A 17,463-nucleotide genomic window follows, 5' to 3' on the forward strand; every position below is an offset into this window, starting at 1 on the left:
GTCGGCCGGTGACAGTGGGGACTTCGAACGGAGCGACAGTCAACGACTCGGGAGGAACCGCATGAAGCGCAACATCGTGATCGCCGCCGTCACCGCCGCCGCACTCGTCGGAGGCGGCACGGCGACGGCCCTGGCGACCACAGGGGACGACGACTCGGCCCACCGGGGCGATGACGGCGCCCGGGTGACCTCGGTGAAGGTCCCGGCCGGCGACGCCCTCGCCTCCGCGCTGCGGGAGGCGCCGGGCACCGCCGTCTCCGCCGAACTCGACGACGAGGACGGCGACGACGAAGGTGAGCGCGCCGCGTGGGAGGTGGACGTCCTCGCCGGGGACGGCACCTGGCACAGCGTCCGGATCGACCCGTCGTCCGGCAAGGTCCTCGGTTCGCAGACGGAGGATGAGGACGACACCGACGACACCGACGACACCGCCGAGGTGCGGGCCGCGCTGAAGGGCACCTCCGTGGACGCCGCCGAGGCCGCCCGTGCCGCGGCCGGCCACGGCACCGTGACCTCGGTGGAGCTGGACGACGACGGCGACCACGGCGACGGCAGGGCCGCCTGGGAGGTCGAGACCCGCACCTCGGGCAAGGCCGAGCAGGACTGGCGGGTGGATGGGAAGACCGGCAAGGTCACGGCCGATCGCCCGGACGACTCGGGCTCGGACGACTCGGAGGGCTCGGACTCCGGCTCGGACGACTCCGGCTCGGACGACGACTGAGCAGCCCCGCCCACCCGGCCGACCGGCCGTGGCGGCCCGGCACCAGGGCCACCGCCCCGGCGACGGCGCCGGCCACCGCGAAGCACACCGGCAGCGGCAGCCGTTCCACCAGCAGGCCCACCGCCGCGGCACCGCCGGACATCCCGGCGTTCACGGCGGTGTTGACCCAGGCGCCCGCCCGGTTCCGGAAGCCGGGCGGCACGCTCTCGTCGGCGATCAGGTACGCCGTCGTCAGCGCCGGCGCCACGAACAGCCCCGCGCAGACGACGGCCGCGACCAGGGTGCCGACGCCGGGGGCGAGGCCGGCGGCGGCCAGGCAGAGGCCGAGGCCGGCCGCGAGGAACGGGAGCCGGGCGCGGGCGGCCGACTTCCAGGTGACGGCGCCGTTGAGCAGACCGCCGACCGCGCTGCCCACCGACAGGGCCGCGAGCACCCAGGCGACGGTGCCGCCCCCGAGGCCGCGCTGCCCGGCGAAGGCGACGACCAGCAGGTCCACGGCGCTCACCGCGACCCCGACGCCCGCGGTGACCACGACGGGTTGCAGCAGGGCGCGGCCGTGCCCTGCTGCAACCCGGGCGGCGTCCTCCTTCGTGCCGCCCGCCGTCCGCAGCGCGCCGGCCGCCGGTGACGTGGCGAAGGCGAGGGTGCCCGCCGCCACCAGCAGCGCGCTGAGCAGCACACCGGCGGCCGGCGGGGCGACGCCGACCACCACGCCGACCAGGAGCGGGCCCGAGACGAAGAGCAGTTCCTCGGCGACGCCGTCCAGACTGTAGGCGCGCTGGAGCATCCGCCGGTCGGGCAGCAACCCGGCCCACACCGCGCGCATCGTGGGACCGAGCGGGGGCGTGCAGGCTCCCGTGAGGGCGGCGGTCACCACGAGGACGGCCGAGGGCGTGCCGGGACGGCCGCAGGCCGCCGCCAGAAGGCAGAGCAGGGCGGCGTACAGCAGCGCCATGGGGAGCAGGGCCCGGCGCGGGCCGTGCCGGTCGACCAGGCCGGCCCGGTAGGGGGACAGGAAGACGCTCGTGGCGCCGAACAGCGCCATGACCGTGCCGGCGACGGCGTACGACCCGGTGGCCCGGGTCACGGAGAGCATCAGGGCGAGACCGACCGTGCCGTACGACAGCCGCCCGACGAGGGCGGCCGCGAACGTGCGGCGGGCATGGGGGACGCGGAGGACGGCGGCGTACGAGGGCCGCGGAGTGGGCGTGGACACGCGAAGGTTCCTCGGGAGGGAGGCGACAAGGGGACGCCGAAGCCCGCGACGGCCGGATGCGGCGGTCGCGTGCGGGGCGGGCCCTAGGCCAAGAGGAGGAACACGCGCGTCAAGTTAGCAGCGGGCTGCGCGGACCGGCCAGACCTTTTCCGGTCCGCGTCAGCCGTGGGTCAGCCCTGCGTCAGCCCCGTCACCAGCTCGTCCGCGGCGCGGTACGGGTCCAGTTCGCCCGACACGATCCGGTCGGCCAGCGCACCGAGGCGCCGGTCGCCGTGCAGGTCGCCGATGCGCTCGCGCAGGGTGGTGACGGCGATCGTCTCGACCTCGCGGGCGGCGCGGGCCCGGCGGCGCTCGGCCAGCACGTCCCGCTCCTCCATCCAGGCGCGGTGCTTCTCCAGCGCCTCGACGACCTCGTCGACGCCCTCGCCGCGCGCGGCGACCGTCTTGACGATGGGCGGGCGCCAGTCCCCGGCGGCGCGGGCCTCGCCGAGGCCCAGCATGTGGTTGAGCTCGCGGGCGGTGGCGTCCGCGCCGTCGCGGTCGGCCTTGTTGACGACGTAGACGTCGCCGATCTCCAGGATTCCGGCCTTGGCGGCCTGAATGCCGTCGCCCATGCCGGGGGCGAGGAGGACGACGGAGGTGTCGGCCTGCGAGGCGATCTCGACCTCGGACTGGCCGACGCCGACGGTCTCGACGAGGATCACGTCGCAGCCCGCCGCGTCCAGCACGCGGATGGCCTGCGGCGCGGCCCAGGCGAGGCCGCCGAGGTGGCCGCGGGTGGCCATGGAACGGATGTAGACGCCGGGGTCGGAGGCGTGCTCCGACATCCGGACCCGGTCGCCGAGCAGGGCGCCGCCGGAGAACGGCGAGGACGGGTCGACGGCCAGGACGCCGACCCGCTTGCCCTGCTTGCGGTACGCCGTGACCAGCGCCGAGGTGGACGTCGACTTGCCGACGCCCGGCGAGCCCGTCAGGCCCACCACGTACGCGCCCCCGGTGAGCGGCGCGAGGGCCGCCATGACCTCCCTGAGCTGCGGGGACGCCCCCTCCACCAGGGAGATCAGCCGGGCCACGGCCCGCGGCCGGCCTTCCCTGGCCTGGGCGACCAGTGAGGAGACGTCCTGCATCACAGCTCCGTTCCGATTAGCGCGTACGTGAGGAGAAGGGGGGTCAGGCCTTGGGCACCCGGACGATCAGCGCGTCGCCCTGGCCGCCGCCGCCGCACAGCGCCGCCGCGCCGACGCCGCCGCCGCGCCGCTTCAGCTCCAGCGCCAGGTGCAGGACGAGCCGGGCGCCGGACATGCCGATCGGGTGGCCCAGGGCGATGGCGCCGCCGTTGACGTTCACCTTTTCGGTGGATACGCCGAGGTCCTTCATCGACTGCACGGCGACGGCCGCGAACGCCTCGTTGATCTCGATCAGGTCGAGGTCGCCGACCTCCAGGCCCTCCTTCTTCAGGGCGTGCTGGATGGCGTTGGACGGCTGCGACTGCAATGAGTTGTCGGGGCCGGCCACATTGCCGTGGGCGCCGATCTCGGCGATCCACTCCAGGCCGAGCTCCTGCGCCTTGGCCTTGCTCATGACGACCACGGCGGCGGCGCCGTCGGAGATCTGCGAGGAGGAGCCGGCGGTGATGGTGCCGTCCTTCGAGAAGGCCGGGCGGAGCTTGCCGAGGGACTCGGCGGTGGTGTCGCCGCGGATGCCCTCGTCCTTGCTGAACAGCACCGGGTCGCCCTTGCGCTGCGGGATCTCGACCGGGGTGATCTCGGCCTCGAAGATGCCGTTCTTCTGGGCGGCGGCGGCGCGCTGGTGGGACAGGGCGGCGATCTCGTCCTGCTCCGGACGGGCGATGCCGAGGCGGGTGTTGTGCTTCTCCGTCGACTCGCCCATGGCGATGTTCTCGAAGGCGTCGGTCAGACCGTCGTGCGCCATGGCGTCGAGCATCTGCACCGCGCCGTACTTGTAGCCGTCGCGGGACTTGGGCAGCAGGTGCGGGGCGTTGGTCATGGACTCCTGGCCGCCGGCCACGACCACGTCGAATTCGCCGGCGCGAATCAGCTGGTCGGCGAGCGCGATGGCGTCGAGGCCGGAGAGGCACACCTTGTTGACGGTGAGCGCCGGGACGTTCATGGGGATGCCGGCCTTGACGGCGGCCTGGCGGGCCGGGATCTGGCCGGCGCCGGCCTGGAGCACCTGCCCCATGATCACGTACTGGACCTGGTCGCCGCCGATCCCCGCACGGTCGAGGGCGGCCTTGATCGCGAAGCCGCCGAGGTCGGCCCCGGAGAAGGACTTCAGCGAGCCGAGCAGCCGCCCCATCGGGGTGCGGGCACCCGCGACGATGACGGAGGTCGTGCCGTTCGTTGCAGAAGACATGAGCTGCGATCCCCTTTTCCGGCCCGCACAGGCCGAGGAGTGAACGAGGGTTTACTCGAATGTACTGAGCGGTATCCCGCCCGTCACTGTGCTGTCGGTGTGATCGCCCGCACGTTGCGCAACCACCTCCGCCGCGCTGCACTGATTCCATGCTGACGCGAATCGACCACATCGGAATCGCCTGCCACGACCTCGACGCGACCGTCGACTTCTACCGTGCCACCTACGGCTTCGAGGTGTTCCACACCGAGGTCAACGAGGAACAGGGCGTGCGCGAGGCCATGCTCAAGATCAACGATACGTCGGACGGCGGTGCCTCGTACCTCCAGCTGCTGGAGCCGACCCGGGAGGACTCCGCGGTCGGCAAGTGGCTGGCGAAGAACGGGGAGGGCGTCCACCACATCGCCTTCGGCACGGCGGACGTCGACGCGGACGCCGCGGACATCCGCGAGAAGGGCGTACGCGTGCTGTACGACGAGCCCCGGCGCGGTTCCATGGGGTCGCGGATCACCTTCCTGCACCCCAAGGACTGCCATGGCGTCCTGACAGAACTGGTCACTTCGGCGGCCGTTGAGTCACCTGAGCACTGACCCTCGTACATAAGGGCCGGTAGGGTTGGGTGCGGTCGCCGCTCAGTCCAGGGTGACCCGGTCCTGTCGTCGTCGGCGCCGGGACCGCCGGGGTCCGTGTTTCGGGGGGCGAGCGACGGGGCAGCAGCCCGTGCTCCGCCGTTGATCTGACACCATTCCCCCGGGGGCCCCGTTCGGTGGACGGACGGAGCCCGTTCTAAGGGATTTGCGACCAGGGGACGGATGGGACCGCGCAGTGCGGGGCTACGAGAGCCAGGAGCGAGAGCCGGCGGCTGACGTCGACCACCTCTCTCGGTTCGAGGCCGAGATGAAGCGGCTGAAGACCGAGCGGGAAAAGGCGATCCAGCACGCCGAGGACCTCGGCTACCAGGTCGAGGTGCTGCGCGCCAAGCTGCACGAGGCGCGGCGCACCATCATGTCCCGGCCCGCCTTCGACGGCGGCGACATCGGGTACCAGGCCGAGCAGTTGCTGCGCAACGCGCAGGTGCAGGCGGACCAGCTGCGCGCGGACGCCGAGCGGGAGCTGAGCCAGGCCCGCGCGCAGACCCAGCGCATCCTCCAGGAGCACGCCGAGCAGGCCGCCCGGCTCCAGGCCGAGCTGCACCAGGAGGCGGTGACCCGGCGCCAGCAGCTCGACCAGGAGCTGGCCGAGCGCCGGCAGACCGTCGAGTCGCACGTCAACGAGAACGTGGCCTGGGCGGAGCAGCTGCGCGCCCGCACGGAGCAGCAGGCCCGCCGGCTGCTCGACGAGTCCCGCGCCGAGGCCGAGCAGGCCCTGGCCGCGGCCCGCGCGGAGGCCGAACGGCTGACCTCCGAGGCCCGCCAGCGGCTGCGCAACGACGCCGAGACGGCGCGCGCCGAGGCCGAGCAGCTCCTGCGCCGCGCCCGCGCGGACGCCGAACGGCTGCTGAACGCCGCCTCCACGCAGGCGCAGGAGGCCACCGACCACGCCGAGCAGCTGCGCAGCTCCACGGCGAGCGAGTCGGAGTCCGCGCGCCGGCAGGCCCAGGAGCTGAGCCGGACCGCCGAGCAGCGCATGAGCGAGGCCGAGGAGGCGCTGCGCAAGGCGCAGACCGAGGCCGAGAAACTGGTCGCCGAGGCCAAGGAGTCCGCGGCCAAGACCCTCGCGAGCGCCGAGTCGGCCAACGAGCAGCGCACGCGAACGGCCAAGGAGCAGGTCGCCCGGCTGGTCAGCGAGGCCACCAAGGACGCCGAGACCACCAAGGCCGAGGCCGAGCAGCTGGTCGCGGACGCCCGCGCCGAGGCCGAGAAGATCGTCGCCGAGGCCGCCGAGAAGGCCCGTACGGTCACCGCCGAGGAGTCGGCCACCCAGCTGTCCAAGGCCGCCAAGACCGCCGAGGACGTCCTGAACAAGGCGTCCGAGGAGGCCAAGCGGACCACGAAGGCCGCCGTCGAGGAGGCCGAGCGGATCCGCACCGAGGCCGAGGCGGAGGCCGACCGGCTGCGGGCCGAGGCGCACGACATCGCCGAGGAGCTCAAGGGCGCGGCGAAGGACGACACCAAGGAGTACCGCGCCAAGACGGTCGAGCTCCAGGAGGAGGCGCGCCGGCTGCGCGGCGAGGCCGAGCAGCTGCGCGCCGACGCGGTCGCCGAGGGCGAGAAGATCCGCGCCGAGGCCCGCAAGGAGGCCGTGGCGCAGATCGAGGAGGCGGCGAAGACCGCCGAGGAGCTGCTCGCCAAGGCCAAGGCGGACGCCGACGAGCTGCGGCAGACGGCCACCGCGGACAGCGAGAAGGTCCGCACCGAGGCGATCGAGCGGGCGACGACCCTGCGCCGCCAGGCCGAGGAGACGCTGGAGCGCACCCGCGCCGAGGCCGAGCGGCACCGCGCGGAGGCCGCCGAGCGCGCCGAGGAGCTCCAGGCGGACGCCGAGCGTGCCGCCCGCGAGCTGCGCGAGGAGACCGAGCGGGCCGTGGAGGCCCGGCAGGCGGAGGCCGCCGAGGAGCTGACGCGGCTGCACGGCGAGGCGGAGGAGCGCCGGAGCGCCGCCGAGCAGGCGCTGACCGAGGCCCGTGAGGAGGGCGCGCGGATCCGCCGCGAGGCCGCCGAGGAGAGCGAGCGGCTGCGCACGGAGGCCGCGGAGCGGATCCGCGCGCTCCAGCAGCAGGCCGAGACGGAGGCCGAGCGGCTGCGCACCGAGGCGGCCGCCGACGCCTCCGCGTTCCGCGCGGAGGGCGAGGCCGTCGCCGTACGGCTGCGGTCGGAGGCCGCGAGCGAGGCGGAGCGGCTGAAGTCGGAGGCGCAGGAGAGCGCGGACCGGGTGCGGGCGGAGGCGCAGGCCGCCGCCGAGCGCATCGCCGCCGAGGCGTCCGAGACGCTGGCCGCCGCCCAGGAGGAGGCCGTCCGGCGCCGCCGCGAGGCCGAGGAGCTGCTGGGTGCCGCCCGGCAGGAGGCGGACCAGGAGCGCGAGCGGGCCCGCGAGCAGAGCGAGGAACTGCTGGCCTCGGCGCGCAACCGCGTGGAGGAGGCGCAGGCCGAGGCGACCCGGCTGGTCGAGGAGGCCGACCGGCGCGCGACCGAGATGGTGTCGGCCGCCGAGCAGCACGCCCAGCAGGTACGGGAGTCGGTCGCCGGGCTGCACGAGCAGGCCCAGGAGGAGATCACCGGGCTGCGCAGCGCCGCCGAGCACGCGGCGGAGCGCACCCGGCGCGAGGCCGAGGAGGAGGCGGACCGGGTCCGCGCCGACGCCTACGCGGAGCGGGAGCGGGCCAGCGAGGACGCCGGCCGGCTGCGCCGCGAGGCGCAGGAGGAGTCGGAGGCCGCCAAGGCGCTGGCCGAGCGCACGATGTCCGACGCGATCGCGGAGGCCGACCGGATCCGCGCGGACGTGTCCGAGCACGCCCAGCGGGTGCGCACGGAGGCGTCGGACACGATCGCCGAGGCGGAGCAGAGCGCGGCGCGCACCCGGGCGGACGCCCGCGAGGACGCCAACCGCATCCGTTCCGACGCGGCGACGCAGGCGGACACCCTGATCACGGAGGCTCGGTCCGAGGCCGAGCGGCTCACCACGGAGACGGCCGCCGAGACCGACCGGATCCGCACGGAGACGGTCGCGGAGGCGGAGCGGGTCCGCACCGAGGCGGCGGCCGAGGCCGAGCGGCTGCGCTCGGAGGCGGCCGGTGAGGCGGAGCGGCTGCGCACGGAGTCGGTCGCCGAGGCCGACCGGGTCCGGGCCGAGGCGAGCGCCCAGGCGGAACGGCTGCTGTCGGAGGCCGGCGGGGAGGCGGAGCGGCTGCGGGCCGAGGCCGCCGAGGCGGTCGGCTCCGCGCAGCAGCACGCCGAGCGGATCCGCACCGAGGCGGAGCGGCTCAAGGCCGAGGCGGCGGCGGAGGCCGAACGGGTCACGACGGCCGCCCGCGAGGAGTCCGAGCGCACCCTGGACGAGGCCCGCAAGGACGCCAACAAGCGGCGTTCGGAGGCGGCCGAGCAGGTCGACACGCTCATCACGGAGACCACGGCCGAGGCCGACAAGCTGCTCACCGAGGCCCAGCAGCAGGCCCAGAAGACCACCGCGGACGCCGAGTCGCAGGCCGACACGATGGTCGGCGCGGCCCGTACGGAGGCCGACCGGATCGTCGCCGAGGCGACGGTCGAGGGCAACACCCGGGTGGAGAAGGCCCGTGCGGACGCGGACGAGCTGCTCGTCGGTGCCCGGCGGGACGCGACGGCCATAAGGGAGCGGGCGGAGGAGCTGCGCGAGCGCCTCACCTCCGAGATCGAGGAGCTGCACGAGCGGGCCCGCCGCGAGGCCGCCGAGACGATGAAGTCGGCCGGCGACCGGTGCGACGCGCTCATCAAGGCCGCCGAGGAGCAGCTCGCCAAGGCGGAGGCGAAGGCCAAGGAGCTGGTGTCGGAGGCCAACTCCGAGGCCGGCAAGGTGCGCATCGCCGCCGTCAAGAAGGCCGAGGGGCTGCTGAAGGAGGCCGAGCAGAAGAAGGCCTCGCTGGTCCGGGAGGCCGAGGAGCTCAAGGCCGAGGCGGTCCGGGAGGCCCGGCGCACGGTCGAGGAGGGCAAGCGCGAGCTGGAGATCCTGGTGCGGCGCCGCGAGGACATCAACGCGGAGATCTCGCGGGTGCAGGACGTGCTGGAGGCGCTGGAGTCCTTCGAGGCCCCGGCGGGCGGCAAGGACAGCGGAGTGAAGGCCGGTGCGACGGTCGGCGCCCCCCGTTCGGGTGGCAAGTCGTCAGACGGCTAGCGTGCGGGGTGGTTTCCGTGTCTCCTGGAAGGCTCTGCCTCACCCTCCGTCTTGACCTTTGACCTGAACTTTGGCAAGCCGTCCGTGTGTTAGCCACTCAAAAGAGGTGTCATTCTCCAGATCAAACACGCATCCGCTCGATGACACACCGCATTGGCGCCTAGGATTCCCTCTATCACCTCACCCGGTCTCTTTCGACAGGAACCCCATGAGCGACACTTCCCCCTACGGCTTCGAGCACGTGCGGCGTGGGTACGACCGCGCTCAGGTGGACGAGTACATCTCCAAGATCATTTCTGATCGCGACAGCGCTTTCTCCCGCATCACCGCTCTGGAAAAGCGCATCGAGGAGCTCCACCTCGAGACCCAGAACGCCCAGGCCCAGGTCAACGACGCCGAGCCGTCGTACGCCGGACTCGGTGCGCGGGTCGAGAAGATCCTGCGCCTCGCCGAGGAGGAGGCGAAGGACCTGCGGGAGGAGGCCCGGCGCGCGGCCGAGCAGCACCGCGAGCTCGCCGAGTCGGCGGCCCAGCAGGTGCGCAACGACGCCGAGTCGTACGCCGCGGAGCGCAAGGCCAAGGCCGAGGACGAGGGCGTCCGGATCGTCGAGAAGGCCAAGAGCGACGCGTCGCAGCTGCGTTCCGAGGCGCAGAAGGACGCGCAGTCCAAGCGCGAGGAGGCGGACGCCCTCTTCGAGGAGACCCGCGCCAAGGCCGCGCAGGCCGCCGCCGACTTCGAGACGAACCTGGCCAAGCGCCGCGAGCAGTCCGAGCGCGACCTGGCCTCCCGTCAGGCCAAGGCCGAGAAGCGCCTCGCGGAGATCGAGCACCGCGCGGAGCAGCTGCGCCTGGAGGCGGAGAAGCTGCGCACGGACGCCGAGCGCCGCGCCCGCCAGACCGTCGAGACGGCGCAGCGTCAGGCCGAGGACATCGTGGCCGACGCCAACGCCAAGGCCGACCGCATCCGTTCCGAGTCGGAGCGCGAGCTCGCCGCCCTCACCAACCGCCGCGACTCCATCAACGCGCAGCTGACCAACGTGCGCGAGATGCTGGCGACCCTCACGGGCGCCGCGGTGGCCGCCGCCGGCACGCCGGCCGAGGACGAGCCGGTCTCCCGCGGGGTGCCGGCCCAGCAGTCCCGCTGACGCCGGGACACGGTCCGGCCGGACAAGAGCAGAACACGGTCGAAGCCTTCTGCCACTGGGGTGGCAGGGGGCTTCGTCCCGTTCTAGCGTGGGCCGCATGATCGAGCTCGAGGGGCTGACCAAGCGGTACGGCGAGAAGGTGGCGGTCAACAACCTCACGTTCACCGTCAGACCCGGCATCATCACCGGCTTCCTCGGGCCGAACGGTGCGGGCAAGTCGACCACCATGCGGATGGTGCTGGGCCTGGACCGGCCCACCGCCGGCGACGTCCGCATCGACGGCCGCCGCTACGACCAGTTGAAGGACCCGCTCACCTACATCGGCGCCCTGCTGGACGCCAAGGCGATGCACGGCGGACGCAGCGCCTACAACCATCTGCTGTGCCTGGCGCAGGCCAACGGGATCCCGCCCCGAAGGGTCCACGAGGTGCTGGACACCGTCGGTCTGACGGCGGTCGCGAAGAAGAAGGCCAAGGGTTTCTCGCTCGGCATGGGCCAGCGGCTCGGCATCGCCGGCGCGCTGCTCGGCGACCCCCGGATCCTGATGTTCGACGAGCCGGTCAACGGCCTGGACCCCGAGGGCATCCACTGGATCCGCAATCTGATGAAGACGCTGGCCGCCCAGGGCCGTACGGTCTTCGTCTCCTCCCATCTGATGAGCGAGATGGCGCTGACCGCCGACCATCTGGTCGTCATCGGCCAGGGCAGGCTGCTGGCGGACACCTCGATGGCCGAGTTCATCGAGGAGAACTCGCGCAGCTACGTCCGGATCCGCACCCCGCAGCGGGAGCGGCTGCTCGACGTGCTGCACGGCGCGGGGATCACGGTCGTCGAGAGCGGCGCCGAGGTCCTGGAGGTGGACGGCGACAAGTCGGAGGCGATCGGCGAACTGGCGGCGCGGAACCAGATCGTGCTGCACGAGCTGAGCCCGCAGCGGGCCTCGCTGGAGGAGGCGTTCATGCAGCTGACGGCGGAGTCGGTGGAGTACCACGCGCACGACGGGCAGCCGCTCGGGGCGGCGCCCGGAGCAGGGGCGGAGCCGGGCGGACAGCGGGGCGGACAGCAGCGGGCACAGCAGTGGGGCAGCGACTGGAGGCAGCGATGAGCACGGCCGCGACACAGGTCGTCCGGTCCGAGTGGACCAAGATCCGGTCGGTGGCTTCCACGGTGTGGACGCTGTCCCTGGCCGTGGTCGTCACCGTCGCCCTCGGCATGCTGATCTCGGCCCTGTCGAAGAACGAGTTCGGCGACATGAGCGAGCGGGACCGGCTCTCCTTCGACCCGACCTTCATCAGCTTCGCCGGGATGAGTCTCGGTCAGCTCGCGATGATCGTCTTCGGGGTGCTGGTGGTGGCGAACGAGTACAGCTCCGGCATGATCCGCACCTCGCTGGCGGCCGTGCCGCAGCGCGGCACCTTCCTGTTCAGCAAGATCGCCGTGGCCACCGGTCTCGCCTTCGTCGTCGCCATGATCACCAGCTTCGTCGCCTTCTTCCTCGGGCAGGCGATGCTCGGCGACCTCAAGGCGTCGATCGGCGATCCGGGCGTGCTGCGGGCGGTCATCGGCGGCGGCCTCTACATGACCCTCATCGCGATGTTCTCGATGGGTGTCGCCGCGATGCTGCGCTCACCGATGCTGTCGCTCGGCATCCTGATGCCGTTCTTCTTCCTGATCTCCAACATCCTGGGCAACGTCGACGTGACCAAGAAGGTCGGCCAGTTCCTGCCGGACCAGGCCGGCAGCAAGATCATGCAGGTGGTGACACCGCTCGACGACGACACCCCGTACGGCCCGTGGGGCGGCCTCGGGATCATGGCGCTGTGGGTGGTGGCGGCGCTCGTCGGCGGCTACCTCGTGCTGAAGCGGCGGGACGCCTAGGAAGGGCGGCCGGTTTTTTTACCTGGACTTGAGGGGAACCGTCAGCGCCTCGATATCCTCCTAACCCTTACGGGGGCGTGTGCCCCGCTGTCCTGAACCTTTCGATGGGTGCGGAGCATGATCGAGGCAGTCGGCCTGACCAAGCGCTACGGCGACAAGACCGCTGTGTACAACCTGTCCTTCCAGGTGCGGCCCGGTGCCGTCACCGGCTTCCTCGGACCCAACGGCTCCGGCAAGTCGACGACGATGCGCATGATCCTCGGCCTGGACAACCCGACCGCGGGACACGTGACGATCGGCGGCCACCCGTACCGCAGGCTCCCCAACGCCCCCCGCCAGGTCGGCGCGCTGCTCGACGCCAAGGCCGTGCACGGCGGCCGGTCCGCCCGCAACCACCTGCTGAGCCTGGCCCAGCTGTCGGGCATCCCCGCCCGGCGCGTGGACGAGGTGCTCGGCGTGGTCGGCCTCCAGGACGTGGCCAAGCGGCGCTCCAAGGGCTTCTCCCTCGGCATGGGCCAGCGGCTCGGCATCGCCGCCGCGCTGCTCGGCGACCCCCAGGTGCTCCTCTTCGACGAGCCGGTCAACGGCCTGGACCCCGAGGGCATCCTCTGGGTGCGGAACCTGATGAAGGCGCTCGCGGCCGAGGGCCGTACGGTCTTCGTCTCCTCGCACCTGATGAGCGAGATGGCGTTGACCGCCGACCACCTGATCGTCATCGGGCGCGGCCAGCTGCTCGCCGACATGAGCGTGACGGCCTTCATCTCGGCGAACTCCGCCGACTTCGCGCGGGTGCGCACGCCGGACACCGATCCGCAGCTGCGCGAGAAGCTGACGTCCGCACTGACCGAGGCGGGCGGGCACGTGCTCCCCGAGCAGGACGGGGCGCTGCGGGTGACCGGCCTGGCGCTGCCCCGGATCAGCGACATCGCGCACGAGTCCGACGTACGGCTGTGGGAGCTGTCGCCGCACCAGGCCTCGCTGGAGGAGGCGTACATGCGGATGACACAGGGCGCCGTCGACTACCGGTCGACCATCGACCAGAAGGCCGGGCTCCAGCAGCCGCTGCCGCCCGGCGCGCAGCCGGCGATGCCGGTGCCCGGGCAGGGCCAGCCCGGCTGGTACGCCCCGCCGCCGCCCCACCCGGGCGGTCAGCCCGCGCCCGCGCCGCAGGGCCCGCCCGGCCAGGCCCCCGCGGGCCCGTACGGCGGCCCGGCCGCACCCGCCGCGCCCGCGGCCGGCACGCCGTCGGACAACCCGTACGCGCAGCCGTCCCCGGCGGCCCCCGCGACTCCTCCGGACGCCCCCTCGCCCGCTCCCGCCGCCCCGGCTCCCGCCCCCGCGCCCGTCACCGACCCGATCCAGTCCGAGGACGCCCGATGAGCACGCCCCAGTCCCCGATGCCGCAGGCCGCACCCGAGTGGCAGGCGGCGCCCGGTTCGCCGTACCCCACCTACACCTCTCCGATCCCGGTGGTGCGCACGCATCTCGGGCACGCGCTGGCCTCCGAGTGGACCAAGATCAGGTCGGTGCGCTCGACGATGTGGACGCTGGGCGTGTTCGTCCTGCTGGTCCTCGGCATCGGCACGCTGACCGGAGTGGTGGTGGCGAACTCCACCACGGACGCGTCCGGCGAGAGCGCGCTCAGCCTCGGCTTCTTCGGTCTGCTGCTCGGCAGCATGTGCGTCATCACGCTCGGCGTGCTGACCACCGCCTCGGAGTACGGGACCGGCATGATCCGCACGACGATGACCGCCTGCCCCAGCCGCGGCCGGGTGCTCGCCGCGAAGGCGATCGTCTTCTTCCTGGTCGCGTTCGTGGTGACGCTGGTGTCCGCGACGCTGGTCGCCCTGCTGCACGTGGCCCTGCTGGAGGACCACGGCGCGGTGTCGCCCTCCGGCGAGGAGTGGCTGAAGGGCACCGTGGGCGTCTCGTTCTACGTCGCGCTGCTCGGGCTGGTCTCGCTCGCCGTCGGCTCCGTCGTCCGGCACTCGGCGGGGGCCATCACCCTCATGATCGGGGCCGTGCTCGCGCCGCTGGTGATCGCGCTGTTCATGTTCTCGCGGTCCCTGGAGGACGTGCGCACCGCCCTGTTCGAGTACTCGATCCCGAACCAGATGAGCATCTTCTACACCAACTCGCTCACGGAGTCCGGCCCGTCCGGCTGGGACCCGCTGTGGATCATGCTCGTGGTGACGGCCGCCGTGTTCGCCGGTGCCTTCGCCCTGCTCCAGAAGCGGGACGTCTGAGCGGCGCTCAGAACCTCGGCGCGTTACGGGACCGCTGCACCCGCGTGGTGCGGCGGTCCTTCGCGTTCCAGCAGGACTTGTGCCAGTGCCGGCGGTCGTCGACGCCCGAGTGCGCCGGCCAGGCCACCACGTGCGGGACGCCGTCCGGAATCAGCTGGTCGCAGCCGGGGCAGCGGTACGCCTTCCCCTGCGCGCTCGCGCCCGCGACGTGCCGTACGCTCCAGTCCTCGCCCTGCCAGCTCTCCGACGACTGCCAGCCGCCGTAGCGGCCGGAGCCGTCGTCCTCGGCGCTCCGGCCGGGCACGCCGGCTCCCTTGGGTCGGTTGCGACGCGGGGACACAGGACACCTCACGGAGCTATACAGGAGTTACGGACCGCGTCCAGCCTACGCGGCGCGGACGAGGCGCCTTCGGACCTCCCGTGACGGCCGATTCTGCAGACAATCCGCAAATCCCTTCGCCCGGCCGTGTCCTCGGCACGTGTCGGACGGTTATGCCCTGTGGGGGAGCTCCGTGTCGGAGCCGAGGAAGCAGGAAGAGCAATGCGCGTTGGAAGTTTCGTGTTGGGCGCCCAGTTCCCGGGCCAGGGCCAGGGAGAAGCGCTGCACCGCGCGGTCCGCTCGGCCGAGGTCGCCGAGGAGTCGGGGCTCGACACGGTCTGGCTGGCCGAGCACCACTTCGTGCCGTACGGCACGTGTCCGTCGGCCGTGACGCTGGCCGCGCTGCTGCTGGGCCGCACCCGCCGCATCCGGGTCGGCACGGCGGTCAGCGTGCTGCCCACCGTCCATCCCGTGGCGCTCGGCGAGCAGGCCGCGCTGCTGCACGTCACGAGCGGCGGCCGGTTCTCGCTGGGCGTGGGCCGCGGCGGCCCGTGGGTCGACCTGGAGGTGTTCGGCGCAGGCCTGGAGGCGTACGAGACGGGGTTCCCGGAGTCACTCGATCTGCTGGTGCGCTGGCTGCGCGAACCGGCCGTCGGCGCCCATGGGGACCGCTTCCGGTTTCGTGAGGTGCCCGTCGTCCCGCGGCCCTCGGAGGCCCTGTCCGAGGCTCCGGGGCCGGAGGTCGTGGTGGCCTGCACCTCCCCGGCGAGCGTGCGCACGGCGGCCGAGCGGGGACTGCCGATGCTGCTCGGGATGCACGTCGGGGACGAGGAGAAGGCCGAGATGGTCGCCCTGTGGCGGCGGCACGCCCGCGCCGCCGGCCGTCCGGACGCGGAGATCCACGGCGCGGCCCATGTCTCGGCCGGTGTCTGCCAGATCGCGGACCGGCGCGCCGACGCGGCGGAGACGCTGCTCAAGGCGATGCCGGGCTGGCTGCGGCAGGGGCTGGGCGCCCATGTCACGGTGGACGGCCGCGCCCGGCAGATGCGCGACCCGCTGGCGTACACCGAACTGCTCTGCGGACTGCACCCGGTGGGCACGCCCCGGCTGTGCGCCGACCGGCTCGCGGCGACCAGCGAGCGGACCGGCATCTCCCGTTTCGCGCTGCTCGTCGAGGGCTCCGGCGACCTCGCGGCCACCGAGGAGAACGTGCGTCGCCTCGGGACCGAGGTACTCCCCCAGCTCCGCTGATCGGGCCGGGGACGGACGGGCGCCCGGGACCCGCGAAGGTCCGGGCGGAAAGCTTGCCGCTCCGGTACGAACTGCACCTCCCGCGTACGGAGCGGCAAGCGGACGACCATCGCGTCAGCAGTCGCGGAATTCCGGCGACTGGTTCAGCACCTGGCTGCGCACCGAGGTGAAACGGGTCAGCGTCTCGTCGACGGAGGAGTCCAACGGGAACACCGCCACCCGGTGGCAGTTCTGGAAGGCCAGCCGCACCCCGAAGTGCCGCTGCAGCGCACCGCGTATGGCGTCACTCGCGAGCGCACGCAGGAGCTGACCACGCGCCTGCTCGTCCGGCGGGGGCGTCTGGTTGTCGGCGAACGCTCCGCCGTCGACCTTCAGCTGTGCCACCAGGGAGCTGATCATCTCCCATGCGTAGGGCAGGGAGGTCCGGACGCAGTCGACGAATTCTGCTTCGTCGACCTCGCCTCGCTCGGCCTTTTCGAGTAGGGCCGGTGAGACGTCGAGCGACATGGGTACTCCTCTCGCACCCCCGACCAGCAGGGGTTGCCGGACAGTGAAGGGAGCGCGCGATGTCGGACACGCTGAGTACACACCTCGCGACCTCCCGTTCAATACCGTAAGCAACCGATCGTGACGGCACCAGGAGAATGCCCAGATGGGCATCATCCGGTACGCACACAATCGGCCAGTGCGCAACACGGGCCCAAGGGGAGAAGTGGGGCGTTCCGTCGGGCGCCGGGAGCGGAGCCGAATCGCGTCGGGACGGGCGCGTCGAGTAGCGTTGCCGACCATGCGTCTCGTCATTGCCCGCTGCTCCGTCGACTACGCCGGACGGCTCACCGCCCACCTCCCCTCGGCCCCCCGGCTGATTCTGGTCAAGGCGGACGGCAGCGTCTCGATCCATGCCGACGACCGGGCCTACAAGCCCCTGAACTGGATGTCGCCTCCCTGCACCCTCAAGGAGGGCGCCGGTGACGAGGCGGGCGTCTGGACCGTCGTCAACAAGGCGGGCGAGAAGCTCATCATCACGATGGAGGAGATCCTCCACGACTCCTCGCACGAACTGGGCGTGGACCCCGGCCTGATCAAGGACGGCGTGGAAGCGCACCTCCAGGAGCTGCTCGCCGACCGCATCGAGACCCTCGGCGAGGGCTACACCCTGATCCGCCGCGAGTACCCGACGGCCATCGGGCCCGTCGACATCCTGTGCCGGGACGCCGAGGGGAGGACCGTCGCCATCGAGATCAAGCGGCGTGGCGAGATCGACGGCGTGGAGCAGCTCACCCGGTACCTGGAGCTGCTGAACCGCGATCCCCATCTCGCCCCCGTGCGCGGCGTCTTCGCCGCCCAGGAGATCAAGCCGCAGGCCCGGGTGCTGGCCACCGACCGCGGCATCGGCTGCCAGGTGCTGGACTACAACGCGCTGCGCGGCATCGAGGACGACAAGCTGCGGCTGTTCTGAGCGGTACGGGCGTCGAGCCCGCGTGCGGGAGGGGCCGGGTCCGCGGT

15 protein-coding genes are annotated in these 17,463 nt (G+C 72.6%); 10 read left to right on the forward strand and 5 right to left on the reverse strand.

Annotation, left to right across the window (positions count from 1 at the left end):
* Positions 1–61 precede the first annotated feature (61 nt).
* Positions 62–721, forward strand: coding sequence for a PepSY domain-containing protein (locus tag IEZ05_RS04070; RefSeq protein ID WP_189228606.1), 660 nt, complete (start codon positions 62–64; stop codon positions 719–721).
* On the opposite strand, the gene IEZ05_RS04075 is transcribed toward IEZ05_RS04070, so the two are convergent.
* From IEZ05_RS04075 to IEZ05_RS04085, 3 genes are all read right to left on the reverse strand, one after another.
* Positions 633–1,937: an MFS transporter gene (locus IEZ05_RS04075; RefSeq protein WP_189228607.1), complete on the reverse strand. Its 1,305-nt coding sequence runs from the start codon at positions 1,935–1,937 to the stop codon at positions 633–635. The two genes, IEZ05_RS04070 and IEZ05_RS04075, sit on opposite strands and share 89 nt — an antisense overlap.
* A 170-nt stretch (positions 1,938–2,107) precedes the next feature.
* Positions 2,108–3,064, reverse strand: coding sequence for a methylmalonyl Co-A mutase-associated GTPase MeaB (meaB, locus tag IEZ05_RS04080; RefSeq protein ID WP_189228608.1), 957 nt, complete (start codon positions 3,062–3,064; stop codon positions 2,108–2,110).
* Positions 3,065–3,107: 43 nt separating this feature from the next.
* Complete coding sequence (locus tag IEZ05_RS04085; RefSeq protein WP_189228609.1) at positions 3,108–4,313, reverse strand: acetyl-CoA C-acetyltransferase; 1,206 nt, start codon at positions 4,311–4,313, stop codon at positions 3,108–3,110.
* 149 nt (positions 4,314–4,462) lie between these two features.
* On the opposite strand from IEZ05_RS04085, the gene mce reads away from it, so the two are divergent.
* The 7 genes from mce to IEZ05_RS04120 all read left to right on the forward strand — a co-directional run bounded on the left by mce (position 4,463) and on the right by IEZ05_RS04120 (position 14,387).
* Positions 4,463–4,903: a methylmalonyl-CoA epimerase gene (mce, locus tag IEZ05_RS04090; RefSeq protein WP_189228610.1), complete on the forward strand. Its 441-nt coding sequence runs from the start codon at positions 4,463–4,465 to the stop codon at positions 4,901–4,903.
* A 235-nt stretch (positions 4,904–5,138) separates the two neighbouring features.
* A complete protein-coding gene (scy, locus tag IEZ05_RS04095; protein ID WP_189228611.1) occupies positions 5,139–9,119 on the forward strand; it encodes a polarized growth protein Scy in 3,981 nt (1,326 codons plus the stop codon).
* Between the two features lie 208 nt (positions 9,120–9,327).
* The gene (locus tag IEZ05_RS04100; protein ID WP_189228612.1) at positions 9,328–10,263 is read left to right on the forward strand and encodes a coiled-coil domain-containing protein; all 936 of its coding nucleotides are present in this window, start codon (positions 9,328–9,330) and stop codon (positions 10,261–10,263) included.
* A gap of 97 nt (positions 10,264–10,360) precedes the next feature.
* Entirely contained in the window at positions 10,361–11,368 is a 1,008-nt protein-coding gene (locus IEZ05_RS04105; RefSeq protein WP_189228613.1) for an ABC transporter ATP-binding protein, read from the forward strand.
* Complete coding sequence (locus IEZ05_RS04110; protein ID WP_189228614.1) at positions 11,365–12,141, forward strand: ABC transporter permease; 777 nt, start codon at positions 11,365–11,367, stop codon at positions 12,139–12,141. Before IEZ05_RS04105 ends, IEZ05_RS04110 begins: the two co-directional genes overlap by 4 nt.
* 117 nt (positions 12,142–12,258) lie before the next feature.
* Positions 12,259–13,521 carry an ABC transporter ATP-binding protein gene (locus IEZ05_RS04115; RefSeq protein ID WP_189228615.1) on the forward strand — a complete coding sequence of 421 codons (1,263 nt, stop codon included), beginning with the start codon at positions 12,259–12,261 and terminating at the stop codon, positions 13,519–13,521.
* Positions 13,518–14,387 carry an ABC transporter permease subunit gene (locus IEZ05_RS04120; RefSeq protein ID WP_189228616.1) on the forward strand — a complete coding sequence of 290 codons (870 nt, stop codon included), beginning with the start codon at positions 13,518–13,520 and terminating at the stop codon, positions 14,385–14,387. The genes IEZ05_RS04115 and IEZ05_RS04120 overlap by 4 nt, the downstream gene beginning before the upstream one ends.
* A gap of 7 nt (positions 14,388–14,394) precedes the next feature.
* Here IEZ05_RS04120 and IEZ05_RS04125 read toward each other — a convergent pair whose 3' ends face one another.
* A complete protein-coding gene (locus IEZ05_RS04125) occupies positions 14,395–14,727 on the reverse strand; it encodes an ATP/GTP-binding protein (RefSeq protein ID WP_189228617.1) in 333 nt (110 codons plus the stop codon).
* A gap of 201 nt (positions 14,728–14,928) precedes the next feature.
* On the opposite strand from IEZ05_RS04125, the gene IEZ05_RS04130 reads away from it, so the two are divergent.
* The gene (locus IEZ05_RS04130) at positions 14,929–15,957 is read left to right on the forward strand and encodes an LLM class flavin-dependent oxidoreductase (RefSeq protein WP_189228618.1); all 1,029 of its coding nucleotides are present in this window, start codon (positions 14,929–14,931) and stop codon (positions 15,955–15,957) included.
* 114 nt (positions 15,958–16,071) lie between these two features.
* On the opposite strand, the gene IEZ05_RS04135 is transcribed toward IEZ05_RS04130, so the two are convergent.
* Positions 16,072–16,464, reverse strand: coding sequence for an SCO5389 family protein (locus IEZ05_RS04135; protein ID WP_189228619.1), 393 nt, complete (start codon positions 16,462–16,464; stop codon positions 16,072–16,074).
* Between the two features lie 280 nt (positions 16,465–16,744).
* Between IEZ05_RS04135 and nucS the strand changes: the two genes are divergently transcribed.
* Positions 16,745–17,416, forward strand: coding sequence for an endonuclease NucS (nucS, locus tag IEZ05_RS04140; RefSeq protein WP_189228620.1), 672 nt, complete (start codon positions 16,745–16,747; stop codon positions 17,414–17,416).
* Positions 17,417–17,463: the final 47 nt, after the last annotated feature.

The organism is Streptomyces flaveolus (assembly GCF_014648815.1).
GTDB lineage: Bacteria > Actinomycetota > Actinomycetes > Streptomycetales > Streptomycetaceae > Streptomyces > Streptomyces flaveolus.